We start from the raw sequence: 23,080 nt of genomic DNA, 5'->3' as shown, positions 1-23,080 counted from the left end.
CGTACACTTCGCCTTGGGGATCACCGCGGTCGACAGAGCGCGCGAATCATCCGGCTTACGACACACGAGGCGAGCCTGGCCCATCGGGCATTCCTCTAACCTATGTGTGCCGCCTGCAGTGGGGTGCGTCACAATGGCAGCAGAGGAGGCAGAGTGAACACCGAAGATGTGCTGGGCAAGGCTCCCCTGTTCGCCGCGCTCGACCGCGAGAGCGCCGCGGCGCTGCGCACGAGCATCACCGAGGTCCAGCTGGCCAAGGGACAGACCCTCTTCCACGAGAACGAGACGGGTGACCGCCTCTACGTCGTGCTGGACGGCAAGATCAAACTTTCCCGCACGTCGCCCGACGGACGCGAGAACCTCCTCAGCGTGCTCGGCCCGAGCGAGATGTTCGGCGAGCTGTCGCTGTTCGACCCGCGACCGCGCACCGCGACGGCGACCGCGCTGACCGACGTGCGGCTGGCCGGGCTGGGTCACGACGACCTGCGCCCCTGGCTGACCGGCCGCCCCGAGGTGGCGCTGCACCTGCTGCGCGCGCTCGCCCAGCGGCTGCGCCGGACCAACGACGTGCTGGCCGACCTGGTCTTCACCGACGTGCCCGGACGGGTGGCCAAGCAGCTGCTCGACCTGGCCGAGCGGTTCGGCACCAAAACCGACGACGGCGTGCGCGTCCACCACGACCTCACCCAGGAGGAGCTGGCCCAGCTCGTGGGCGCCTCCCGCGAGACGGTCAACAAGGCCCTGGCCGACTTCGCCCAGCGTGGCTGGCTGCGCATCGAGGCCAAGGCCGTCGTCATCCTGGACATCGACCGGCTCTACAACCGCTCCAGATAGTCGAGCTGGGACCGCACCGACATCTCGGCGGCGGGCCAGAGCGACCTGTCCACGTCCGCGTAGACGATCTTCACGATCTCCCTGGGGGTGCGCGCGCCCTGCCTGCGCGCCTCCTTGATCTGCTCCAGCCGCTCGCGCCGGTGGGCGATGTAGCCGTCGAGCGCGCCGATCGGGTCGGGCAGCACCGGGCCGTGGCCGGGCAGCAGCGCCTGCGCCTCCAGGCTCTCGGCCGCCAGCCTGAGTCTGTCGAGGCTGCGCAGATAGTCGGCCAGGCCGCCGTCGCTCGCGATGATCGTGGTGCCCCGGCCGAGCACGGTGTCGCCGGTGAGCATCGCCCGGTCCGCCGGCAGCCAGAAGCACAGGGAGTCGAAGGAGTGCCCCGGCGTGCCGTACACCTGGATCTCCAGCCCGTCCACGGTCACCACGTCCCCGTCGGCCAGACCCTCCTCCCCCAGCCTGTGGCGCGGGTCCAGGGCCCGCACGGGGGCGTTCACCAGCTCGGCGAAGCGCTTGGCGCCGCCGCTGTGGTCGAGGTGGCCGTGGGTGAGGAGGATCTCGGTCACCCGTCGCTCGCCCAGGTGGGCGCGGACCCTGCGCAGGTGGGCCTCGTCGTCCGGGCCCGGGTCGACGACGACCACGTCGTGCGTGCCGATGACCCAGGTGTTGGTGCCGTCGAGCGTCATGATCGACGGGTTGGGCGCGAGCAGGTTCTCGGCGTGCTCGGTGCGGGAGCCGTCCGGGGTGTCCAGCGGGATGTACAGGCCGCTCATGGGCTCACCAGCCTGAACTCGCCGTCGACCTCCACGACCTCCGGCATGATCGTGACGATCTCCCGCTCGGCCGCGAGCACGGAGTTCACGTCGGCGTGTCCGGCCAGCTCGCTGAGCGTGCGGTGGGTGGGCGGCAGCAGGAAGATCTCCCCCTTGCGCGCCAGCTCGAGCGCCTCCGCCGGGCTCTGCCAGATCACCTGGTCGGCCTCGCCGCCGACGTCACGGGTGCGCTGGCCCTCGGGCAGCACGGCGGCGAAGAAGCGGGTGTCGAAGCGCTTGGGCTCGACCCTGGGCGTGATCCAGTGCGCCCAGGGCTTGAGCAGGTCGGCGCGGAGCACGAGGCCGCGCTTGGCCAGGAAATCGGCCAGGGCCAGGGACCGGTCGATCAGCGCCAGCCGGTCGGCCTCCCAGTCGTCGCCGGTGGTGTCCTCGACGACGGAGCCGGGGGCATGGCCGGCGAGCAGCACGCCCGACTCCTCGAACGTCTCGCGTACGGCGGCGCAGACCAAGCCCCTGGCCACCGCCTCGCTGGTGCCGAAGGCCCGGCTCCAGTAAGCCGGTGACGGGCCCGCCCAGGCCACGGCCTGGTCGGTGTCACGCGGGTCCACCGAGCCGCCGGGGAAGACGTACGCACCCGCTGCGAAGGCCATGGTGGCCTTGCGGCGGAGCAGGTAGACCTGGATGCCGGCGGGATGGCCCGCGCGCAGGATCACCACCGTGGCGGCGTCCCGCGCGGGGGCCGGCTCGACGCGTCCGGCCAGGACGCCCCTCACTCGCTCGGCGAGCTCATCGGGGAACCGAATAGCAGCCACATTCACCCCGTCATGGTGACATATCCGGCTCAGGAGACCTCTGCGATGATCTCCACTTCCACCGGAGCGTCGAGCGGAAGGGCGGCCACACCCACCGCGCTGCGCGCGTGCTTGCCCGCGTCGCCGAACACCTCGGCCAGCAGCTCGCTCGCCCCGTTCGCGACCTGGGGCTGCTCGGTGAAGTCGGGAGCGCTGGCGACGAAGACGACGACCTTGACGATCCGCTTGACCTTGGCCAGGTCGCCGACCTCGGCCTTGAGCGCGGCCACCGCGTTGAGCGCGCAGATGCGGGCCTGCGCGCGGCCCTCGTCGACGCCCAGGTCGGTGCCGAGCTTGCCGGTCTGGTGCAGCTTGCCCTCCACCATCGGGACCTGGCCCGAGGTGTAGACCAGGTCACCGGTGCGGACGGTGGGCACATAGGCCGCCAGCGGGGCGACCACCTCGGGCAGCATCAGCCCGAGGTCGGCGATCTTCTGCTCAGGACTCACTGCTTCTCCCGCTTGAAGTAGGCGACAAGCTGCTCGGGCGTGGCGCCCTGCAGAATCTGAACGAGCTCCCAGCCGTCGGCGCCGAAGTTGTCCAGGATCATCTTGGTGTTGTGAATCAGCACCGGGGCCGTGAGGTACTCCCATTTCTTCATGGGGCTCAGCGTAGTGTGAGCAATCTCAAAGGGTGCTCACGGACTTTCAGCAAGTGACCGTTCGGTAGCCTCGAAGTCGTGGACTCTGCGGACACGGATTGGGACGGCGTGCGACTCCACGTCGTCACCGGCAAGGGCGGCACCGGCAAGACGACGGTCGCCGCCGCCCTCGCCCTGGCTCTCGCCTCAGGCGGCCGCAAGGTGCTGCTCGTGGAGGTGGAGGGCAGGCAGGGCATCGCACAGATCTTCGACCTGCCGCCGCTGCCCTACGAGGAGCGCAGGATCGCCGTGGCCCCCGACGGGGGTGATGTGTACGCGCTGGCCATCGATCCCGAGCAGGCCATGCTCGAGTACATGGAGATGTTCTACGGGATGCGCAGGGCTGGACGGGCGCTGACCAAGATGGGCGTCGTCGACTTCGCCACCACCCTGGCCCCCGGCTTCCGCGACGTGCTGGTCACCGGCAAGACCACCGAGGCCGTGCGCCGGCGTGGCAAGGACGGCAAGCGGGTGTACGACGCGGTCGTCCTCGACGCGCCGCCCACCGGCCGCATCACGCGCTTCCTGAACGTCACCCAGGAGGTGGCCGGCCTGGCCAAGGTCGGCCCGATCAAAAACCATTCCGACCTGGTCCACGGGGTCGTGAAAAGTCCGGAAACAGCGGTGCATTTCGTGACCCTGCTTGAGGAGATGCCGGTCCAGGAGACGCTCGACGGCATCGCCGAAGTACGCGGGGCAGGGCTGCCCACCGGTGGCATCTTCATCAACATGGTGCGCGAGAGCCTCCTGCCCCAGGTGACCCTCGACGCGGCGGCCCAGGGCCGCTTCGACGTCGGCGACCTCACGCTCGGCCTCAAGTCCGCCGGGCTGGCCGACAGCACCGACGCCACCTCCCTCGCCGAGGCACTCGCCGAGGAGATCGTCGAGCACGCCCGCCGCACCGAGCTGGAGCAGGCCGAACGCGAGTCGCTCAGCGAAGCCGCGCTCCCCCGCTACGAGCTGCCGCTGCTCGCCGAGGGAGTCGACCTGGCAGGGCTGTACGAGCTGGCCGAGAGCATCCGCACCCAGGGAGCAGCGTGAAGAAGCCCGCCGTCCTCGACATCGACGCCATCCTCGACGACCGAGGCACCAGGATCATCGTCTGCTGCGGCGCGGGCGGCGTGGGCAAGACCACCACGGCCGCCGCCCTCGGGCTGCGGGCCGCCGAACGCGGCAGATGCGTGGTCGTGCTGACGGTCGACCCGGCCCGGCGCCTGGCCCAGTCGATGGGGCTGACCGAGCTGGACAACACCCCGCGCCTGATCAGCGAGAGCGACGGCGGCGGTCAGCTGTTCGCGATGATGCTCGACATGAAGCGCACCTTCGACGAGATCATCGAGGCGCACGCCGACCCCGAGCGGGCCCGCCAGATCCTGTCGAACCCCTTCTACCAGTCGCTGTCGTCGAGCTTCTCCGGCACCCAGGAGTACATGGCGATGGAGAAGCTGGGCCAGCTCCGCCGCTCCAACGAGTGGGACCTGATCATCGTCGACACGCCGCCCTCCCGGTCCGCGCTCGACTTCCTCGACGCGCCCGAACGGCTCGGCCGCTTCCTCGACGGCCGGTTCATCCGCCTGCTGACCGCGCCGGCCAAGGCAGGTGGACGCAACGCCTTCCGGCTGCTCAACGCCGGCTTCGGGATCGTCGCCGGCGCCATGACCAAGCTGCTCGGCGCCCAGGTGCTCACGGACCTGCAGACGTTCGTCTCGGCGCTCGACGCGGTCTTCGGCGGCTTCAGGCAGCGAGCCGAGCTGACGTACAGGCTGCTCCAGGCGCCGGGCACGGCCTTCCTGGTCGTGGCCGCCCCTGAGCGCGACGCGATGCGTGAGGCCTCCTACTTCGTCGAGCGGCTCGCCGAAGAGCGCATGCCGCTGGCGGGCCTGGTGGTCAACCGGGTGCACAGATCACCCGCCGCCACGCTCTCAGGAGTACGCAGCGCCGCCGCGGCGGAGGATCTGGCGGCCAAGGGCGAGCACGAGCTGACCGCTGCCGTGCTGCGCCTTCACACCGGCAGGATGCAGCTCGCCGCGCGCGAGCATCGGGAGCAGGAGCACTTCGTCAGCGCGCACCCAACGGTGCCGGTCGCGCAGGTGGCCGCCATGGCCGGGGATGTCCACGACCTGGAGGGCCTGCGCCGCATCGGAGAGCTCCTGGCTGAGGCATGAAAGTACGGCCGGCGACGGCACCGGCCGTACTCATGCGAGGACCGTCAGCCGGCGATCAGCTCATTGGTCCGTTCGTACTCTTCCTTCGCGGACTCGAGCAGCTCACGCCACGAGTCCACGTCAGGCCGCCGCCGTAGCAGCGCTCGCCGTTCGCGCTCGGTCATACCGCCCCACACCCCGAACTCGATGCGATTGTCCAACGCATCGGCGAGGCATTCGGTACGGACCGGGCACCCTCGGCAGATCAGCTTGGCCCTGTTCTGGGCGGCTCCCTGGACGAACAGCGCGTCCGGATCCGCACCCCGACAGGCGGCACGGGAGGTCCAATCCGTGATCCACATTTTCGACCCCACTCCCCTTAGGTGGTCAGTCGTCATTTGGGGCCGACGGGCGCGGGCGCCGAGCCTCCGTATTCAGTTGCCGCATTGAGAACGTACGCAACTACACGTTCGGGCCGACAGACCCCAGAGGACCAATTTCTCGCCGTAGTCTTGACCGGGAATGACTAGTCACCCCCGCCAGTCAAGGCGAAATGGTGGTGCGATACCGATAACGTCACCCTTTCGACGTACTCTTGGTTGTGTGCAAGCTCGTGGCAAAGATCGTTCCTCGCCGGTCCTCAACGTCGTCAAGCTGATCGTGGCCGGCTCCATCGCCGGTGTGCTGGCGGCCGCCGTGGCGCTGCCCGCGGTCGGAGGCGCCGGAGTCTCTGCCAAGAGCGGCATGGAGCTGCTCGATCTCAAGCCGGAAGATCTCACCGAGCCACCGCTTTCGGAGCGCACCGAGCTGGTCGACGCCGACGGCAAGCGCATCGCCCAGTTCTACTTCGAGAACCGCCAGTCCGTGACGCTGGACCAGGTCGCGCCCATCATGCGGACAGCACTCATCGCGATCGAGGACTTCCGCTTCTACGAACACGGCCCGCTCGACCTCGAAGGCACCACCCGGGCGTTGATCAAAAACCTTACCACCGGCGGTGTCACCCAGGGCGGGTCCTCGATCACCCAGCAGTACGTCAAGCAGGTGCTCCTCAACGCGGCCGAGACGCCCGAGGAGCAGGCCGCGGCCATCGCGCCGACGGTCTCCCGCAAGCTCAGCGAGCTGCGCTACGCGATGGCGATCGAGAAGAAATACACCAAAGACGAGATTCTGATGAAGTATCTCAACATCGCCTATTTCGGCGCGGGAGCGCACGGCATCCAGGCCGCCGCCAAGCGCTTCTTCGACAAGCCGGCCTCCGAGCTCAACCTGGCCCAGGCCGCCACCCTCGCCGGCGCCGTCCAGAACCCCGCCAGGACCGACCCGAACGTCGGCCCCAAGTCCCGCAAGCTGCTGCTGGAGCGGCGCAACACCGTCCTCGACCGGATGGCCGAGCTCAAGAAGATCACGCGGGAAGAGGCCGACGCGGCCAAGGCCAAGAAGCTCGGCTACAAGGACGTCAAGTTCCCCGGCGGCTGCGAAGTCAGCGACTACCCGTACTTCTGCCTCTACGTGCAGAACGAGATCCTGCTCAACGAGGACTTCGGCAAGACCGCCAAGGAGCGCCTCAGGCTCCTGCAGCGCGGCGGGCTGACCATCAAGACCACGATCGACCCGAAGATGCAGAAGGCCGCCGAGAAGGCCATCAAGAACATGGTCAGCACCAAGGACAAGCCGGTCGCCGCCCAGGCGATGATCGTGCCGGGCACCGGTGAGATCAAGGCGATGGCGGCCTCCCGCAAGTTCGGCGGCAACAAGAAGAAGAACGAGATCAGCTACAACCTGGTCGCCGACGTCGCGCACGGCGGCGGCCGCGGCTTCCAGCAGGGCTCGACGGCCAAGGCCTACACCCTGGCCACCGCGCTCGAAGAGGGCATGCAGTACAAGGACGGCTTCCCGGCCCCCGCCGGCTACGAAGCGGCCAGCAACAGCTCCTTCAAGGACTGCAAGGGCAATTCGGTCGGCGACCCGAGCCACACCGTCCGCAACTCCAGCGAGGGCGGCGGCGGCTTCAAGACCCTGCAGACGGGCACCTGGGGCTCGGTCAACACCTTCTTCATGCGGCTGGAGCAGGAGGTCGGGCTCTGCAAGGTCGTCAAGCTGGCCAAGCGCATCGGCCTCAAGCGGGCCGACGGCGGAAAGCTCGGCGAGTTCGAGACGTTCACCCTCGGCATCAACGAGGTCGACCCCGTCACCGTCGCCAACACCTACGCCGTCTTCGCCGCCCGCGGCAAGTACTGCAAGCCGCTCGCGGTGACCGAGGTCAAGGACCGCTACGGCAAGGTCACCCGGTTCAAGCCCAAGTGCTCGCAGGTGATGGAGGAGGAGGTCGCCGACGCCGTCAGCGGCATCCTCAAGGGCGTCTTCTCGCCCGGCGGCACGATGGCCTCCGTCGGCGGCATCGGCCGCGACGCGGCCGGCAAGACCGGCACCACCGACGGCTACACCGCGGCGTGGTTCGCCGGCTACACCCCGAACCTCGCGTCCGCGGTCAGCGTCGGCGACCCGCGCGGCGCCTTCACCCACGACCTCGTCGGCGTCACCATCGGCGGTCGCTACTACCCGTACGTGTACGGCGCCTCGATCGCCGGCCCCATCTGGAAGCAGTCCATGATGTCGGCGCTCAAGGGCGTCGAGGCGGCCAGGTTCCACTCCGTCGACCAGTCCCGCTTCGGCGGCTGCGGCGACCACTGCGCGCCCAAGCCCAAGAAGAAGAAGAGGGACGGCGACGACTTCGACTTCGACTTCGGTGATCGTTTCGACGACCGAGGCGACGACAGGGGCGACGATCGCGGTGGTGACCGAGGCGGCGACCGTGGCGGCCTCGACTGGCGCGACAACCCGCTGCTCAACGACGACTGACGCGGCGCAGGCCCCCGGCAGTCACCGCCGGGGGCCCGTACGCGCCGGCCGCCGCTAGGACGTGCTGGGACCGTTCTAGGACGCGCTGGGACGCGCTAGGACGCCAGCCGCGACCGCACGGCGGCGGCCACACGGCCGCCTTCGGCCCGCCCGGCCACCTTCGGGTTGACGGCCTTCATGACCTGTCCCATGGCCTGCGGGCCGGAAGCCCCGGTCTCCGCGACGGCCTCGTCGACGAGCCTGCCCAGCTCCTCGTCCGACAGCTGCGCAGGCAGATACTCCTCCAGCACCGCCTGCTCGTCGAGCTCCGCCTGGGCCTGCTCGGCGCGCCCGGCGTTGCCGAACGCCTCCGCCGCCTCCCGCCGCTTCTTGGCCTCCTTGGTCAGCACCTTGACGACCTCGTCGTCGGAGAGCTCCCGGGCCTGCTTGCCCGCGACCTCCTCGACGTTCACCGCCGCCAGGGCCATTCGAATCGTCCGGAGGCGAACCTCGTCCCGGGCTTTAAGCGAGGCCGTCAGATCGGCCTTCAGCTTGTCCTTCAATGCGCTCATGCGGTCCATCTTGCCGTCTACGCGGACGGGCTGTGCCGGATGTCGGGCATCATGAGAGGGTGAGGAAAGCAGTCGCGGTACCCCTGTCAGTGCTCGGCCTCGGCCTGGCCGGCCTCGGATACGCCTCGGTCGTGGAGCGCAACTGGTTCCGGTTGCGCCGCTTCGACGTGCCGGTCCTGGCCCGCGGACAGCGTCCCGTACGCATCCTGCACCTGTCGGACCTGCACCTGACACCGCGCCGGACGATGCTGATCAACTGGGTGCGCTCGCTCGGCTCCCTGGAGCCCGACCTGGTGGTCAACACCGGCGACTCCATCGCCCACCCCGATGCCGTCCCGTCGCTGCTGCACGCCCTGGAGCCGCTCCTGTCCCGCCCGGGCCTGTTCGTGTACGGCTCCAACGACCTCTACGCGCCCAAACCCAAGAACCCGGCCCGCTACCTCTGGCGCACCTCCAAGAACGACCGCCGCCAGCACATCCCCTCCCTCCCCTGGGAGGAGCTCGGCACCGGCATGGCCGCCGAAGGCTGGCTCGACATGAACAACACCACCGCCCGCATCAAGGTGGGCGATCTCGACGTCGCGGTGGCGGGCATCCACGACTCCCACATCTCCCGCGACCGCTACGACCTCGTGGCCGGCCCCGCCCCCACCGACGCGGACCTCCGCCTGGGCGTCATGCACTCCCCCGAGCCGCGCAACATGACCCGCTTCGCCGACGACGGCTACCAGCTCCTGCTGGCCGGCCACACCCACGGCGGCCAGCTCTGCATCCCCTTCTACGGCGCCCTGGTCACCAACTGCGGCATCGACAGGGCCCGCGTCAAGGGCCTGAGCCGCCACGACGCAGCCTGGCTGCACGTCTCGGCCGGCCTCGGCACCTCCCCGTACGCCCCGGCCCGCTTCGCCTGCTTCCCCGAGGCCTCCCTGCTGACGCTGGTGCCTCGCCGGTGATGGTCACAAGCACCCGCGAAGTCGGCTAGACTTTCCCAGGCACGAGCAAGTTGGCGTGCAGCGGGGTGTAGCGCAGCTTGGCAGCGCGCTTCGTTCGGGACGAAGAGGTCGTGGGTTCAAATCCCGCCACCCCGACGCTGTTTGACCAGGTAGAGGGCTTGATCCGCATAGCGGGTCAGGCCCTTTTCTGCTTCTGGAAGTCGATAGGAGCCAATCGGGGAGCCATCTCACTCGGACTCAACCCGTCGGCTTGTCACCGAAGATTGTGTTCATGGTGTGCGCGCCCTTGGTGATCACCGGCTTGAGCTGGTGCCGGTAGACCGCTTCCGTGACGCTGGTGCCCGCGTGCCCGACGAGATCGGCGATGGTCTCGATGGGTACGCCCTGGTCACTCATGATCGAGACGAACGAGTGACGCAGTTCGCGGGGTGTCCAGTCGGTTCCGATCCCCGCGTTCTTGGTGATGTGCCGGAACGCTCGCCGTACGTTCGCCGCGTCCAGCGGGGTGCCGACGTTCGTGCAGAACACCAGGTTGTGGTCTTGCCATGCCTCGCCCGCCTGAGCTTGTGAGCGGCCTGGCGCGTGTGGTGGTGCCGGAGTGCCTCAGCGGCGAGCTTGGGCAGTTCCAGCGTTCGACGTGACTTGCGGGTCTTGGTGTCACCTCCTACTCGGTCGGCTCGCCATACGTAGATGGCGAACCGCTTGTGCTTGAATCCGGCCTCGGTCACCGGATGCCACGCCTTTAGGCTGGGGATCCAGGCGACGACGTGGTCCCAGCGCAGTGCGCGAGCTTCCTCGGTACGGACTCCCGTGGTAAGGCTGAGCACCACGTAGGCGTGGAGTTCGGACGACTCCGCAGCCTTGAGCATCGCGTCCGCCTGATGCCGGGCGAGTGCCTTGCTGGGCCGGCCGTCCTTGCCCGTAGGCGTGGTGACCAGCTCGGCGACGTTCCTCAGCACCAGGTCACGTGCTTGCGCTTGCCTGGTGGCCCGCTTCAGCACGCTGTGGACATCTCGTAGTGTCCGGGTGGCCAGATCACTTGAGAGTTCGTCGAGCCATTCGTCCACGTGATCCGCCCGTAGCTGCTGGAGCTTGAGTTTCCCCAGCCTGGGGATAACGTGCGTCGGGGCGAGGATGCGCAGCTTGGTGACGGTCTTCTCGGACCGGCCCTTGAGGCCCTTGCTGAGCCAGTCGGTGACGGCATCGCGCACGGTGTAGGTCTCCGATGCGGTGACGCCGGACTCAAGCGCTTTGACGGCCTTGATCAGCTTGTCCTTGACCACGGCCTTGGTTCGGCCCTTGCGCTTGAGGCGCTGGCGTTTGCCGTCGGGGCCGAACCCGAGGGAGATGGCTCCGGTGTAGCCGTCCCCCTCGGGATAGATGGTCGCTTCGTACTTGCCGATCAGGATCTTGGCCAAGGGATCACCCCTTCTCGTGACGGTTGAGGTACTCCTCGATCGCCTTCCTGATCACCCACGACACATCTCGTTCCTGCGACTCGGCGTACTTGCGGAGACGGTCTTTCAGTTCCGTGTCCACGCGTACGGGAGGCAGGGTCGTTCGGTCGCTCGTCATAGACGGCTTCCTTTCGTGTCATGCAGTTATCAAGAGGCGCTCGCCGGGTTGTGCGGTGGTGCTGCACAACCAGGCCCTGTAGAACGTTGTAGCACGACGTTCTACGCCTCGTCCACGGATTCCAGCGAAGAGACGAACTCGGCAAGGTGGTGATCGGTGATCCGACGTAGCTTGCCGATCTTGATGCTCTTGAGTTGGCCGGTACGGAGAAGGAAATAGACCTTGTCACGTCCGACGCTCAGCATCTCCGCGACTTGTTCGACGGTGTACGCCTGCATGTACATCCCCCCTCTCGGTCGTCGGGGTGTGCGGCTCCCTCGCGGCCATCGGTAACGGAGTGTGATTGTCCGTCCGTTCGTCCGTCCGCGTCTGTCGCGCGCTCTACACGCGCAGACGCGCGGACGGATGCGGACGGCGGACGCGGACGATTACGGATCGTGTACCTCTGAGAGGGCGCGCCAGCGCCCCCGAGAGACCTGTTCGACCTGACGGGCACGGCTGAGGTCCTGGAGGCGTTGGTAGACCCACGTGCGACGCATGCCGGTCTCGCGCATGAGATCGCCGATGCTCACCCCGTCGCCCGGGGCTCGCTGCAACGTGACTGTCAAGGTCTCCTCAGCCGTCCGTACGGTGCTGTCGCGCGTGTGTCTGGGCGACGGTCGGGCGGTGGACTGGGCGGGTACTACGGGCATCTCAGCCGCACATTCCAGAGCTTGGGCCGAAACCTCGTCGAGGAGTGGGCGGTGCTGCGCGTGCAATTCGGCGGTGGCCTGTACGCCCTTGTCGTCGAGCAGGTAGCTGCGGGCGCGGCGGGGGATGTCGTGCTCCGGAGAGCTGATCAGGAACTTGCCGGGAGCATCCAGCTTGTGCGGGTGCCAACCGGCCTTGACCATGCCCTGCCCCAGGACGAGATCCCCGTCACGAGCTTCCCGGACGCGGAAGCACAGTCGGACGTCCATCTGGGAGCGGACTGCGCTCTTGCCCATCGCGTCCTTGGACGGGCGTTGGGTGGCGGCGATCAGGTTGACCGCCAGCGCTCGGCCACGCCGGGCGATGGAGTCGGCGTAGTCGATCGCGCGTGGGGCTTCGCTGGCCAGTTCGGCGTATTCGTCGATGACGATGATCAGTGCCGGTCTGTCCGGTGATGGCTCCCACACGCGTTCGCCGCGCCTGGTGAGGTCGTCGGCGCGGCCGTCGAGGATGACCACGGCATCGGCGAGCAGGGTCTCTGCCTCCTGTGGGGTGGTGGCGATGCGATCGATGCACGATGCCCAGGGCAGCAGCTCCATGCCGCGCTTGAGGTCGACGGCCCACAGGATCACGTCCTGGCAGGCGGTCAGGTCGCCGAGCAGGACGTTGACGCCTCCGGACTTGCCGGCTCCCGACATGCCCACGAACAGCGCGTGTCGTCTGAGCAGGGGGACGCGGACGGGTGCGCCGTCCTCGAACAGTCCGAGCTTGGCAGGTTGGGTGATGGAGGTGATGGACGGGCCTGGCCAGGTGATGGCGTTGGCGTGCGGGTCCGTTTCGATCACCCGGACGTCGACGCGGTTGGCCTTCTTGCTGGCCACGGGCTGGACACGGATACCGCCACGTGTGGTGCCGAGCGCTGATTCCAGGCGGGGGACGGCGTTGATGGCGTCTTCGACGGTCTGACCGACTCCCACCCCGAGGCGGAAGCGGTAGCCCCACAGGTCCACCATGGCCGACTGGATGCGGGATCCGGCCAGGCCGACGGCTTGGGCGATGTCCGGCCAGGCGGCCAGCGTGCGCTCTACCCGTACGCGGGCACGCCTGCGGCGGTGCACCCACCAGGGCACGGCCAGCACGATGGTGCCGATGCCCAGCACGGCGGGCAGGGGGTCCGTGAACGGCCCGAAATGGGTGGCCAGGATGAGCCACGTTCCGGCGAACGCCGTGGTGACAGCGGCGTAGCCGCGTTCGACCGGGCGTGGCAGGTTGACCCACCGGCCCCAGATGGCCAGCGCGCCCGCCACGATGACGGTGGTGACGATCAGGGCGGGCCACCATTCGGAGAACCAGTGCCGCATGGCGAGGCTCTCGGCCAGGACGGACGTGACCGTGGTGAGCGGGGCGAGTTCGGAGCGGACTGCTCGCCGCGCCGCCTGCGAGCTGGGCCGTCAGGTTGGGCACGGCGAGTCATGGGCTGGGGCGCCGAAAGGCCACCTCCCGGCGGGAAGTGGCCTTCGTGGGAAGAGCGGCGGTCAGGCTCGGGCGGTCACCAGGGTCACCGCGGTCTCTGAGTGGACGCCGGTCTCATCCGTGCAGTGCGCCAGATTCGCCCGTACGGCGGCCGTGAGGTCGGCGCGACGCGAACCGATGTACGGGCTGACCGCGGAGAAGTCGAACAGGCAGCAGATCGCGTCAGGCCCCCCGGGAAGGGTGGCCGGCAGCGTCCATTCGTGGAGTTCGATGTCGACGAGACCGGCCTCCTTCGCCAGCGTGGCGACCTCGATCCCGGGCAGGGACCACGGTTCCTTGAAGAGGTCCGCCTTGTCGGGGCCGAGGACGGTGGCGACGGCGTCGTGCAGGGCGCGGAAGAGCGGGTTGCGGTGCAGCGGCTGCCACGTGGCGATGGCGATCCGCGCGCCGGGGCGGGCGGCCCGCCGCATCTCGGCCAGCGCCGCGCCGCGGTCGGGAACGAACTGCAGGACCTGCTGCATGGTGATCAGGTCGAACGCTTGGTCGGAGACGTGCAGCGGGGTGGCACCGCATTCCACGTACTGGATGGGGGCGCCGTCGATGGCAGGCAGTTCAGCGGCGAGGGCGAGCATGGCGGGGTTGAGGTCGGTGCCGACCACGGCGCCAGTGGGGCCGACCGCCTTGGCCAGCACCCGGGCGACGGTGCCGGGGCCGGTGCCGACGTCGAGCGCCTTGGTGCCGGGGGCCGGCGCCAGCGCCTCGACCATGTACTCCGCCCACGGCTGGAAGATCAACGGGAGCAGGATGTCCTGGTACGGCCGTACCAGGCTGACATCGAAGGAGGTGTCCGCGGTCACGGCGGCCCGGGACCTCGTGGCCGTTTCGAGGGTTTCAGCGAGGATGTCGACCTCGTCGGGGGAGTTGTACAGGTAGAACGAGGCCCGGATCGCGGCGGGGACGCCGAATCGGCTGCACGCGAGCTGCGCGCAGTGGTTGCCGGACCGGACGGCGATGCCGGCCTCGTCCAGACTCGCGCGCATACGCTGGAGCGGGATGCCGTCCACCACGAACGACAGGAGCGGCAGCCGGTTCGCGGTGTCGGTCGGGCCGATGAAGCGGATGCCGGAAACGTCGCCGAGCCGGTCCAGGGCGTACTCGATCAGGGCCTGGTCATGGGCGGCGATCGCGTCCATGCCGATGTTGCTCAGGAAGTCGCAGGCGGCGCCGAGGCCGACGGCCTGCGCGACCGGGGGTGTGCCGGCCTCGAACTTGAGCGGGGGCGCGGCGTAGTGCATGGCGTCCACCGCGACGTGCTCGATCATCTCGCCGCCACCGAGGAAGGGCGGGAGCTCTTCCAGGAGTTCGTACCTGCCCCACAAGGCGCCGATTCCGGTTGGGCCGCACATCTTGTGGCCGGAGAACGTGACGAAGTCGGCTCCCAGCGCGGTGACGTCGATGCCGAGGTGCGGGACCGACTGGGCCGCGTCGACAACCATCAGGGCGCCGACCTCGTGCGCGCGGGCGGCGATCGTTGCGACCGGGTTCACCGTGCCCAGGATGTTCGACGCGTGCACGACCGTGACGACCTTGGTCCGCTCGTTGATCTTCTCGCTCAGATCGGAGAGGTCCAGGCGGCCGTCGTCGGTGATGCCGAGATATCTGACCTTCGCACCCACCCGCTCGGCCAGCAGCCGCCAGGGGATCAGGTTGGAGTGGTGCTCCATCTCGGTCAGGACGATCTCGTCGCCGGGACCGACGCGGAGCCGTCCGTCCGCCCAGATGAACGAGTTGGCCAGCAGGTTGACGGCCTCGGTCGCGTTCTTGGTGAACACGATCTCCTCGGCTCGCGGTGCGCGCACGAACGTGGCGATCTTGCTTCGCGCCCCTTCGTACAGGTCGGTCGCCTGTACGGCCAGCCGGTACACGCCACGGTGCACATTCGCATTGGTGCGGATGTAGTAGTGGTTCAACGCGTCCAGGACAACGGCGGGTTTCTGCGTGGTGGCGGCGCTGTCGAGGTACACGGGTGGGCGGGAACCGTCAGGGGCGGTTTCGAAGAACGGGAATTCCTTCCGAATCGACTCGACGTCGATCGCCATCGTGGTCTCCTCCTGCCGAATGGTGTAGCGGCAGTGTCGGCGGAGCCCGACCGGCTAGATCCAACTGGAGTTGCGTCATAGCGAACCCACCAGCGTAACCCACATTTCAGGAAGGTAGAGCGGCAAGGAGTTGCCGTCATTTCCGGCCACCGAGGGCCTCGAATTCCTCACTTACTGTGGCGGCATGGTCGGCGATTTCTTGGTTGACGGCGCGCGGATCATGGCCAGGCGCCGTTCGCGCGGCCTTACCCGGAGAATTCTGGCCGACCTGGTCGGCTGCAGCGAGGAATGGCTCCGCCTAGTCGAGAACGGGGTGAAACCCCTGGACCGGCTGTCGACCATCATGCGGATCGCCGAAGTGCTCCGCGTCGAGGATCTCTCCGAGTTCGTCGGCGGCCGGACGAAACTCCCGCCCGCCTGCGACCACGGCGAATCCGACGAGGTCGGGAACGCGCTGCTGCTGCCCGGCCGGTTCACCGGCGAGGCGACCGAGGGTGTGCTGCGGGTGCAGCACCACGTGATGACGGCGTGGGAGATCTGGCAGCGCTCGCCCCACCGCTACACCGAGACGCGGCGCCGCCTGCCGCCGCTGCTGTCGATGGCCGACCTGTCGGCCAGGGTCGCCACCGGCGCGGACCGGGAAGCCGGTACGGCCGGCCTCACCCAGGTGTACCGGCTGTTCGCGGCGCTGTTGCGAAGCTGCGGCCAGCACGCGCTGGCCCTGGTCGCCGCCGATCGCGCGGTGGCCTCCTCGGCGGGTTCGGCGATCACGAAGGCTGAGGTGGCGGGCGTGCTCGTCTCGCTCGGCCGGTACGCCGACGCGCGCTGGCTGTGCCTGGCGGTGATCGACGAGCGGCCCGAGTCGCTGGAGGTCACCGGGCTCTGCTATCTGACGGCCGCGCTCGCCGCCGCCGAGGAGAGCGACGTGCTGCGAACCGAGGAGCTGCTGAACCACGCCCGTAGGATCGGCGACCGGCTGGGCCCGGAGTTCGCGCTGGAGGTGGACCTGCACCGAGTGGCGGTCGCGGTCCGGATGGGCCGGTGCGCGCAGGCGATCCGCCTCGCGGCGGGCGTCGACGCCGACCGCCTCCCCGACAAGGACCGCCAGGCGCGGCACCTGCTGGCCGTGGCCACCGCGCACGCGATGGACGGCGACTCGAGCGCGGCCATGGCGCTGCTGTGGCGGATCGCCGAGGGCTGCCCGGAGGAGCTGCGATTCAACGCGGACGCCGGACCGGTGCTGGCCCGGCTGCGGGCGATGGACTGCGAGTCGACCCGGGGGGAACTTCGGCAGATGACCCGGATCACCGCTTGATTCATCAACGTCGGGGCATGGACGACGCGCTTCTCGGCCGTATTCCTAGGCTTAGGTCATCAAGGGCATCCACACCACGGCACCCGGCTCCATCACCGCCAAGGGTGACCTCGTCGAGGCCCAGAAGATCGCAGAACATAGCCTTGGTAGGTATCAAGGTGGCGGCGCGTGCGCGGGCCGCTATGCGTTGCTGCCGCGATCATCCTGAGTCTCCTGCGGGTAATACCCGTAGTGCCGCTGCTGCCAGCGTCCGTGGTAGCCCAGGCCCACGAAGAAGACGCCCATGAAGACAGCACCGCCGAGGCAAGCGAGCAAGGAAGTCAGCGTCATGGCGTATCTCGCTCCGAGCGCGGCACTCATCAACACGACACCGCCGCCCAAAAGTACATCTACTCGACAGGATCAGTACGCAGAAACCTCCACAGGCGCACAGGTAACCCCCTTCATGCCTCCGGCGGGGGCGCTCAGGCTCCGGGATGATGCGCAGGACTGCGGGTGGTTGAGGTGGAAGCCTGATCATCCCGTCCCCTCCGTTGCAGGTCAGCGGCTCTACGAGCCGAGATCCCTGCAATTCTCAAGTTGGCCCTGGGTGTACGTGTCCATGTGCTCTTGGAGGATGGGGGCGATGCTCCGTGGGATGCCGACCGGACGCCAGAATGCCGATCATGACTCGTGACGAATTCTGGGCGGTCCTGGCGGCATGCCCGCCGATGCGACGAGACGACTACTGCGAAGAACTTATTGACAAGCTCAGCCGATTACCTCCGCCGACGATCCGTGCCTTCGACCAGCACCTCACCGATCTTCTCCGCACGGCGTATCGGGCCGACCTATGGGGAGCTGCCCACTTGATCAACGACGGCTGCTCTGACGACGGCTTTGAGTACTTCCGTTGCTGGCTAGTCAGCCAGGGCCGCGAGGTATACGAAGCAGCCCTCGCCAATCCGGACTCTCTCGCAGGCCATGGGCACGTTCGCAACTGCATACTCGACTGGTCGTCAGATGACTGCGATTGCGAGCAACTCCTATACAGCCCCGATAGGGCCTACCAGCGCGTCACGGGACACGACATGCCTCAGAGCACAGGGACTCCTCCGAGGCTTGGGGAGAGGTGGGACTTCAACGACATCGACGAGATGCGCCGCCGATACCCGCGCTTGTCAGCACTGATCGATGAGGCCGACGCACTCGCCTATTCTGCAAAGCGAGGCTTGGGCGGACGGTGGGATTGATCCATTCGCCTTGAGAACGGCCCCTGCGGCGGTAGTCTCTGCGAGCTCTTCGCCTCGGAGAGCAGGGAGACCACCGCATGATGGCTGACCGGTCCAGCGCGCACGAGCTCGAACTCGGCGAGACCCTGGTGACCAAGCGATAACGCGTCCTCCACCTGCTCGCCTGACAGATCGAACGACAACGCATACGACCGGTTCCGGACCCATCTCCTGCCCGAGGCTGCGTACCGGACCTTGCCGCCCAGCCCCGGACGCGACGGGTGGTGCTGTGGAAGTCGAAGAGGAAGCCCTCCGCAGAGGCCGATGGGGTTCCCTACGGGATGATGTGGTCTTCAGCGCGGGTGATAGTTGAGCGTTCCGAGGGGCCAGTGCGTGGACAGCCAGGCTGTCACGGCTTCGTACAGGGGTACGTCCAGCTCGGCTCGGTCGGCCCGAACCCAGGAGGACACGTCGGTGTCGTGACCCTCGCTGTGTGAGGGGTAGATGTAGACGCATCCGATCACCTCGCCGCTGTCCGGGTCGAGGACGGTGTAGGTGAAGCCTCGGCGCTGGGCGAAGTCGTTCGCGTGGCGCTGCAGGTCGGCGAGGTTCGCCTCCAGGGTCATGCCGCCCTCTGGAGGCCAGTCTCCGTCCGGGAAGCCGGGGGTTGCGCGGATGTGCTCGATGCTGCTGGTCCAGGCGGCGTGGTCGGCAGCATTGTGCTGGGGTCCCAAGGGTTCCAGACGGAACTGCGGGGTCGCCAGGTACAGAGGGACAGCGAAGTCGTCAGGGACGAAGGCATGGTCGTTCATGAGGCCGAGGCTATGAGGCTGAGCTCAGGAGTTGCATCTACATTGATCCCGCTGCTCACCGATCGGCCCATCCATCGCCTCCAGCAGCAACCCGCTGAACGTCACCGGTCAGAGCAGCGGCGGGTGGAGCAGCAACCTTGCCGCTCCACCCGCCGGTAATCGCTCAAGGCTCCGTCCAGAGCCTCACGAGCCGGATGTCAGGCGCTGGAGCCGAAAGCGCTCCGTACGTTCTCCCTGTCCACACCGATCAGAACGAGCAGCTCGATGGTCGGCACGCGGTAGGTGTCGCCGACCTTGATGGCACGACAGGGGAACTCGTCTCGCTGGACGAGTCGATAGGCGGCGTTCCTGCTCAGGACCAGAGCGCGAGCGGCCAGCAGAAGGGGCACGACGGCCGGCAAGGCTTGCACATCCGCGAACGTCAGCGGCCTCATGAAGCCCCCTCTCGTCTCCGCCATCGGGAATCGGAGACCCTCCCGGAGGGCAACCTGGTGTGCCGATATAGGGGGGTGGCGACCTGAGCCGAGTACGGGGTCCCTGTGAGAAGCCGGTACGAGGTCGCAGTAGTCAGCGTTGAGGTCGATGCCGAGGAACTTCCGGCCGAGTTGCCATGCGGCAATGCCGACCGTGCCGCTGCCCATGAACGGGTCCAGCACCTTGCCGCCGGGGCGGCAGCCGACGGCAATCGCCTTGAGCGGGATGTCGATCGGGAAGGCCGCGAAGTGCGCCGCCCCCCATGCGCGCCGCCGGATGGGGGCGCATCATCGCCGTGTCCAGCACTGCGGCCTCCGGCAGCCCCGGCAAGGCCGACTGCGCCGCCAAGGCCGGACTCCACGGCCTCATCGGCTCCCTCGCCATCATCGGTCGAGTAGGCGCTGGATGTCCTCCAGGAGTTTGGCATCGGCGGCCAGATGCGCCTCGGCGTTCTTGAATAGCGCGTCGGCCAGCGGCGACAGCCCCGCCTTCGCTTCCCGCCCTGCGGCGATCTCCGCCCGCCGGCCCTCAAGCGCTACAGAGGACGCCGCCACCAATTCCCGTGCCTCGCCCGAAGCCAGCAACGCGTGCCAGCGCAGCGCCAGCGCGAAGTCGGACCTGGTGGAGTGCGGGGGTGTGGACAGCGCTTTACGTAGCAGGTCGCGTAGCGTGTGCCGGCCCTCGGGCGTGATCGCGTACACGCGGCGCAGCCGATCGCCGGTGCGCTCCTGCGAATGCGTCTCGGCCAGCCCCTCGGTCTCCAGCTTGGCCAGGGCGTGATAGACCGATCCCGGCTTCACGTCGGTCCACAGCTCCAGCGCCCCGGCCGTGACGAGCTGGTTGATCTCGTATCCGTGCCGCGGCCCCTCATTGAGCACCCCCAGGACGAGCAACCGGGTCGACGACACTCCAACACCTCCACGCGATAGTCAAGCTTGACCATATCAGCAGCCTTATGCTCTGATAGTCAAAATTGAATAATCAAAATGGAGGTACGCGATGTTCTTCCTCTCATGGCGGATGGACGCGCTCGTCCGCGCGTACACACGGCTCGGCAGATTCAGCGGCGCGGTGCTGGTCGCCCGCCGGGACCGGCGGCTTTTCGCCAAGGGGTACGGCCACGCCGACCACGAGCACGCTGTGCCCAATACGCCGCGCACGGCGTTCAGGATCGGTTCCCAGACCAAGACCTTCACCGCGATCGCGATCCTGCAACTCCAGGAGCGGGGTGAGCTCCGCGTCACCGATCCGATCGGCCACCACCTGCCCGGCTACCCGCACGGCGACGCGATCACCCTGCACCACCTGCTGACCAACACCTCGGGCATCCCCGATTACGTCACGACCGATGGCTTCACCCGCATCATGGGAACGCCGCGCACGAGAGCGGCGCTCATCGCCGACTTCAAGGACCAGCCACTGCTGTTCAAGCCCGGCGCGCGGATGAGCTACAGCAACTCGGGATGGGCCCTGCTCGGCGAGGTGATCGAGCGGTCGTCCGGCCTGACCTACGGTGAGTACGTCCGCAGGAACGTCTTCGCCCCGCTGGCCATGGAGCACAGCGGCCTGACCGGCGATCCCGCCGAAGGACACGCTCTCGGCTACATGGCCGCCGACGGCCGCCTCACCCGGACTCCGTACCTGCACAACTCCAACCAGGACGCCGCAGGGGCCCTGCACTCAACAGTCGAGGACCTGCACCGCTGGAATTGCGGCCTGCCCCACCTGCTGCGTCCCGAATCGCTCGCGGAGATGGTCAAGCCGCACGCCGCGGCCGATGGGATCTCCTACGGTTACGGCTGTGCGGTACGCGGAGACCGCGTCGAAAGCTCCGGCGGCACCATCGGCTTCGTCAGCGTCTCAGCGCACTACCGTCGCGACGACCTCTTCGTAACCGTGCTTTCCAACATCGAGAACGCCGCGTTCGCCGAGATCGAGGGCGCCCTGGCGGCCATCGCCCGCGGCGAGCCGTACGAGCTACCCAGCCGCCGGGTCTTCGTCACCGTCGACCCTGTCGTCCTCGACCGGTACACCGGCCGTTACACGATGCGGCATATGGGCCGTGCCTCCACGATGGAGGTCACGCGCGACGGCGACCGGCTGATGGTGGAGGTGCACGGGCTGGCCAGGACCGAACTGCGGCCCATGTCCGAGACCCGTTTCTTCGCCAGGATGAAAGGAGAGGTCGAGTTGGATTTCCTGGCGACCGGCGAGGTCGCGCTGAACTGGGCGGGCCACGACGTCACCGCCCGCCCGGCCGCCTGATCTTCTTCACCGGGCAGGCATGTGCTTCCTCCAGCGTCCATGTACGGGAGTCTCCTGCTCGACGGCAGCCCAGACCTCGCCGCCTCCTTCCTCGCCAACGATCTCGTCGACCACTTCGTCGCAAGGCGACGCCGAAGCCGCAGTCGCCACGGGCCCTGCATGTCGCCGCGGACGCCACTGCGCTCAACGCCTACGCCGTCACGGAACTCCAACGCACGGCCCATGACCTAACCTCGGCAAGCGCTCCCGGTTCACAGACGATCCAAGACTCCTTGCCAGGCTCGAATCCGTAGCGAGTGTCCCTACTGTCCCCGCTGTCCCTCATCCCCTTCGAAGTGCGAAATCCTCCTCGCGCCGCTGAGAGCGTTCGCCATATGTACGGTCATCTCGACGATTACTGGCGCTACCACCTCGCCCGGCAACACAACCGTGTCCACCGAACCCGCTACCAGGACGGATACGCTCTTACAGCCACCGACAGGCTCGCTTCAGGGGGCCGCACACCGTTCGGGTTGCACCCACGTCGAATTGCCGCCCGGGGCTCCTACGTGTCACGAAGGTCCATCGAAGGGTGTCGGCGCCGGCGGCTAGTATCCCGCAGATGATCCAGGATCTGATACTCCGCGCGGCAGCGGGGGAGTTCGATGCCGAGTACAAACTCGAGCGGCTGGCCGACGAGACCCCGTCAATGCTCACCCCGCACCTGTCGGACCTGCTCGCGGCCGGTGTCCTGCACCCGGCGAAGCTTTACCGCACGGCCGGCGACGACATGCAACGCGCCATCGTCACAATGATCGACGACGGCACACCGGAACTGAACGCGCTGTTGCTCATCTTGGCGCACACGCGAGGCCCCGTCGCCGAGAACGCGTTCCGCCGCTGGCAGGAACAACTGCCACCAGGGGCCGATGAACTCTTCGTCAGCCCGGCCGACTACATGCCGGAAGGAGGCTGGACCCTGGAGAACGGCCGGGCCCGCGAACTTTGCGGGCGCACGGCCTACTCGCTGAAGCCCGATCCTGACAAGACGGTGGAGCCCCCGGCTCAAGGCGAGTGCCCTTGGTGCCGTGCCCCACTATGGACGGTTCTTGACATCGACACCGGCGACCGGCGAGTCGCGGAAGCGCTCGCCCACACCGGCTGGTCCGGTCGGCTCAGGATCGTCACCTGCCAGGGATGTCACGCCTACACCACCCTCTACTCCACGGTAAGCCCCGACGGCAGATCCGGTCTCTCCGACTACTCCGCGGAACCCGTCCGCGTCCTTGACGACCAAAGCCCGCCCGTCACCCTCCGCAAGGTGCCAGGAGAGCTCCTCACCAACCCCGACATGTCCGCCGGTGGCTGGGACATGACGACCCCGTCCATCGGCGGGCACCCCGAATGGATCGACGACGCGCAGTACCCCACCTGCCCCAGCTGCGCGCGAACCATGGACTACATCGGGCGAGAGGAAGCGCAGGACCCAGAAGGCGACCCCATCGCCGAAGGCGCCACCTACCTATTCCTCGACGCGTCCTGCGGCCTTGCCGCCACGATCTACCAACAGACCTGACACGCA

General features: G+C 67.9%; 25 protein-coding genes and 1 tRNA gene. 10 read left to right on the top strand and 16 right to left on the bottom strand.

Features of this window, described 5'->3' with window-relative positions; genetic code table 11:
• The first annotated feature begins 153 nt into the window (after positions 1 to 153).
• Positions 154 to 834 carry a Crp/Fnr family transcriptional regulator gene (locus ACTMTF_RS26265; RefSeq protein WP_441113062.1) on the top strand — a complete coding sequence of 227 codons (681 nt, stop codon included), beginning with the start codon at positions 154 to 156 and terminating at the stop codon, positions 832 to 834.
• On the opposite strand, the gene ACTMTF_RS26260 is transcribed toward ACTMTF_RS26265, so the two are convergent.
• Genes ACTMTF_RS26260 through ACTMTF_RS26245 form a run of 4 tightly spaced genes read right to left on the bottom strand, consistent with a single transcriptional unit; the run spans position 816 to position 3,056 of the window.
• Positions 816 to 1,604: an MBL fold metallo-hydrolase gene (locus tag ACTMTF_RS26260; RefSeq protein WP_441113061.1), complete on the bottom strand. Its 789-nt coding sequence runs from the start codon at positions 1,602 to 1,604 to the stop codon at positions 816 to 818. The two genes, ACTMTF_RS26265 and ACTMTF_RS26260, sit on opposite strands and share 19 nt — an antisense overlap.
• Complete coding sequence (locus ACTMTF_RS26255; RefSeq protein WP_441113241.1) at positions 1,601 to 2,407, bottom strand: NUDIX hydrolase; 807 nt, start codon at positions 2,405 to 2,407, stop codon at positions 1,601 to 1,603. Before ACTMTF_RS26255 ends, ACTMTF_RS26260 begins: the two co-directional genes overlap by 4 nt.
• A gap of 38 nt (positions 2,408 to 2,445) precedes the next feature.
• Positions 2,446 to 2,904 (bottom strand): RidA family protein, encoded by a 459-nt coding sequence (locus tag ACTMTF_RS26250; RefSeq protein ID WP_441113060.1) that lies wholly within the window; start codon positions 2,902 to 2,904, stop codon positions 2,446 to 2,448.
• On the bottom strand, positions 2,901 to 3,056 hold the full coding sequence (locus ACTMTF_RS26245; RefSeq protein WP_165959776.1) for a hypothetical protein: 156 nt from the start codon (positions 3,054 to 3,056) through the stop codon (positions 2,901 to 2,903). The genes ACTMTF_RS26250 and ACTMTF_RS26245 overlap by 4 nt, the downstream gene beginning before the upstream one ends.
• Positions 3,057 to 3,134: 78 nt before the next feature.
• Between ACTMTF_RS26245 and ACTMTF_RS26240 the strand changes: the two genes are divergently transcribed.
• Together ACTMTF_RS26240 and ACTMTF_RS26235 are read left to right on the top strand one after the other, a co-directional pair.
• Positions 3,135 to 4,136, top strand: coding sequence for an ArsA-related P-loop ATPase (locus ACTMTF_RS26240; RefSeq protein ID WP_441113059.1), 1,002 nt, complete (start codon positions 3,135 to 3,137; stop codon positions 4,134 to 4,136).
• Positions 4,133 to 5,260 carry an ArsA family ATPase gene (locus tag ACTMTF_RS26235; protein WP_397005917.1) on the top strand — a complete coding sequence of 376 codons (1,128 nt, stop codon included), beginning with the start codon at positions 4,133 to 4,135 and terminating at the stop codon, positions 5,258 to 5,260. Before ACTMTF_RS26240 ends, ACTMTF_RS26235 begins: the two co-directional genes overlap by 4 nt.
• A gap of 44 nt (positions 5,261 to 5,304) precedes the next feature.
• On the opposite strand, the gene ACTMTF_RS26230 is transcribed toward ACTMTF_RS26235, so the two are convergent.
• Positions 5,305 to 5,601: a WhiB family transcriptional regulator gene (locus tag ACTMTF_RS26230; RefSeq protein WP_148036282.1), complete on the bottom strand. Its 297-nt coding sequence runs from the start codon at positions 5,599 to 5,601 to the stop codon at positions 5,305 to 5,307.
• 241 nt (positions 5,602 to 5,842) lie between these two features.
• On the opposite strand from ACTMTF_RS26230, the gene ACTMTF_RS26225 reads away from it, so the two are divergent.
• The gene (locus ACTMTF_RS26225; protein WP_441113058.1) at positions 5,843 to 8,101 is read left to right on the top strand and encodes a transglycosylase domain-containing protein; all 2,259 of its coding nucleotides are present in this window, start codon (positions 5,843 to 5,845) and stop codon (positions 8,099 to 8,101) included.
• Positions 8,102 to 8,196: 95 nt separating this feature from the next.
• On the opposite strand, the gene ACTMTF_RS26220 is transcribed toward ACTMTF_RS26225, so the two are convergent.
• Complete coding sequence (locus tag ACTMTF_RS26220) at positions 8,197 to 8,652, bottom strand: GatB/YqeY domain-containing protein (protein ID WP_397005921.1); 456 nt, start codon at positions 8,650 to 8,652, stop codon at positions 8,197 to 8,199.
• A gap of 59 nt (positions 8,653 to 8,711) precedes the next feature.
• Between ACTMTF_RS26220 and ACTMTF_RS26215 the strand changes: the two genes are divergently transcribed.
• Together ACTMTF_RS26215 and ACTMTF_RS26210 are read left to right on the top strand one after the other, a co-directional pair.
• Positions 8,712 to 9,605, top strand: coding sequence for a metallophosphoesterase (locus tag ACTMTF_RS26215; RefSeq protein WP_397005923.1), 894 nt, complete (start codon positions 8,712 to 8,714; stop codon positions 9,603 to 9,605).
• 61 nt (positions 9,606 to 9,666) lie between these two features.
• Positions 9,667 to 9,740: transfer RNA gene (locus tag ACTMTF_RS26210), tRNA-Pro, on the top strand.
• Positions 9,741 to 9,842: 102 nt separating this feature from the next.
• Here ACTMTF_RS26210 and ACTMTF_RS26205 read toward each other — a convergent pair.
• The 6 genes from ACTMTF_RS26205 to ACTMTF_RS26180 form a co-directional block, all read right to left on the bottom strand.
• A complete protein-coding gene (locus ACTMTF_RS26205) occupies positions 9,843 to 10,106 on the bottom strand; it encodes a tyrosine-type recombinase/integrase (protein ID WP_441113240.1) in 264 nt (87 codons plus the stop codon).
• The gene (locus ACTMTF_RS26200) at positions 9,998 to 11,023 is read right to left on the bottom strand and encodes a hypothetical protein (RefSeq protein WP_441113057.1); all 1,026 of its coding nucleotides are present in this window, start codon (positions 11,021 to 11,023) and stop codon (positions 9,998 to 10,000) included. Before ACTMTF_RS26200 ends, ACTMTF_RS26205 begins: the two co-directional genes overlap by 109 nt.
• Before the next feature lie 4 nt (positions 11,024 to 11,027).
• Entirely contained in the window at positions 11,028 to 11,180 is a 153-nt protein-coding gene (locus ACTMTF_RS26195; RefSeq protein ID WP_106240258.1) for a CopG family ribbon-helix-helix protein, read from the bottom strand.
• Between the two features lie 101 nt (positions 11,181 to 11,281).
• Positions 11,282 to 11,458 (bottom strand): helix-turn-helix domain-containing protein, encoded by a 177-nt coding sequence (locus ACTMTF_RS26190; RefSeq protein ID WP_441113056.1) that lies wholly within the window; start codon positions 11,456 to 11,458, stop codon positions 11,282 to 11,284.
• Positions 11,459 to 11,608: 150 nt separating this feature from the next.
• A complete protein-coding gene (locus ACTMTF_RS26185; RefSeq protein ID WP_441113055.1) occupies positions 11,609 to 13,231 on the bottom strand; it encodes an FtsK/SpoIIIE domain-containing protein in 1,623 nt (540 codons plus the stop codon).
• Positions 13,232 to 13,405: 174 nt separating this feature from the next.
• The gene (locus ACTMTF_RS26180) at positions 13,406 to 15,442 is read right to left on the bottom strand and encodes a SufS family cysteine desulfurase (protein WP_441113054.1); all 2,037 of its coding nucleotides are present in this window, start codon (positions 15,440 to 15,442) and stop codon (positions 13,406 to 13,408) included.
• A 184-nt stretch (positions 15,443 to 15,626) separates the two neighbouring features.
• Here ACTMTF_RS26180 and ACTMTF_RS26175 point away from each other — a divergent pair, with 184 nt between their 5' ends.
• Positions 15,627 to 16,757 (top strand): helix-turn-helix domain-containing protein, encoded by a 1,131-nt coding sequence (locus ACTMTF_RS26175; protein ID WP_441113053.1) that lies wholly within the window; start codon positions 15,627 to 15,629, stop codon positions 16,755 to 16,757.
• A gap of 180 nt (positions 16,758 to 16,937) precedes the next feature.
• Here the strand turns inward: ACTMTF_RS26175 and ACTMTF_RS26170 are convergent, their stop codons facing one another.
• Entirely contained in the window at positions 16,938 to 17,087 is a 150-nt protein-coding gene (locus ACTMTF_RS26170) for a hypothetical protein (RefSeq protein ID WP_441113052.1), read from the bottom strand.
• A 335-nt stretch (positions 17,088 to 17,422) separates the two neighbouring features.
• Between ACTMTF_RS26170 and ACTMTF_RS26165 the strand changes: the two genes are divergently transcribed.
• Positions 17,423 to 17,989 carry a DUF4240 domain-containing protein gene (locus tag ACTMTF_RS26165; protein ID WP_441113051.1) on the top strand — a complete coding sequence of 189 codons (567 nt, stop codon included), beginning with the start codon at positions 17,423 to 17,425 and terminating at the stop codon, positions 17,987 to 17,989.
• A gap of 332 nt (positions 17,990 to 18,321) precedes the next feature.
• Here the strand turns inward: ACTMTF_RS26165 and ACTMTF_RS26160 are convergent, their stop codons facing one another.
• From ACTMTF_RS26160 to ACTMTF_RS26150, 3 genes are all read right to left on the bottom strand, one after another.
• Positions 18,322 to 18,780 (bottom strand): GNAT family N-acetyltransferase, encoded by a 459-nt coding sequence (locus ACTMTF_RS26160; RefSeq protein WP_441113050.1) that lies wholly within the window; start codon positions 18,778 to 18,780, stop codon positions 18,322 to 18,324.
• A 197-nt stretch (positions 18,781 to 18,977) separates the two neighbouring features.
• Positions 18,978 to 19,532, bottom strand: coding sequence for a DNA methyltransferase (locus tag ACTMTF_RS26155; RefSeq protein ID WP_441113239.1), 555 nt, complete (start codon positions 19,530 to 19,532; stop codon positions 18,978 to 18,980).
• A gap of 105 nt (positions 19,533 to 19,637) precedes the next feature.
• A complete protein-coding gene (locus ACTMTF_RS26150) occupies positions 19,638 to 20,162 on the bottom strand; it encodes a PadR family transcriptional regulator (protein ID WP_441113049.1) in 525 nt (174 codons plus the stop codon).
• A 91-nt stretch (positions 20,163 to 20,253) separates the two neighbouring features.
• Between ACTMTF_RS26150 and ACTMTF_RS26145 the strand changes: the two genes are divergently transcribed.
• Entirely contained in the window at positions 20,254 to 21,519 is a 1,266-nt protein-coding gene (locus ACTMTF_RS26145) for a serine hydrolase (protein WP_441113048.1), read from the top strand.
• A gap of 601 nt (positions 21,520 to 22,120) precedes the next feature.
• Positions 22,121 to 23,074, top strand: coding sequence for a hypothetical protein (locus ACTMTF_RS26140; RefSeq protein ID WP_441113047.1), 954 nt, complete (start codon positions 22,121 to 22,123; stop codon positions 23,072 to 23,074).
• Positions 23,075 to 23,080: the final 6 nt, after the last annotated feature.

The organism is Nonomuraea sp. ZG12, from assembly GCF_052068115.1.
In the GTDB taxonomy this organism is placed as follows: domain Bacteria; phylum Actinomycetota; class Actinomycetes; order Streptosporangiales; family Streptosporangiaceae; genus Nonomuraea.
The sequence above is the reverse complement of the archived record's forward strand: the minus strand, read 5'-3'. Positions and strand labels throughout refer to the sequence as shown.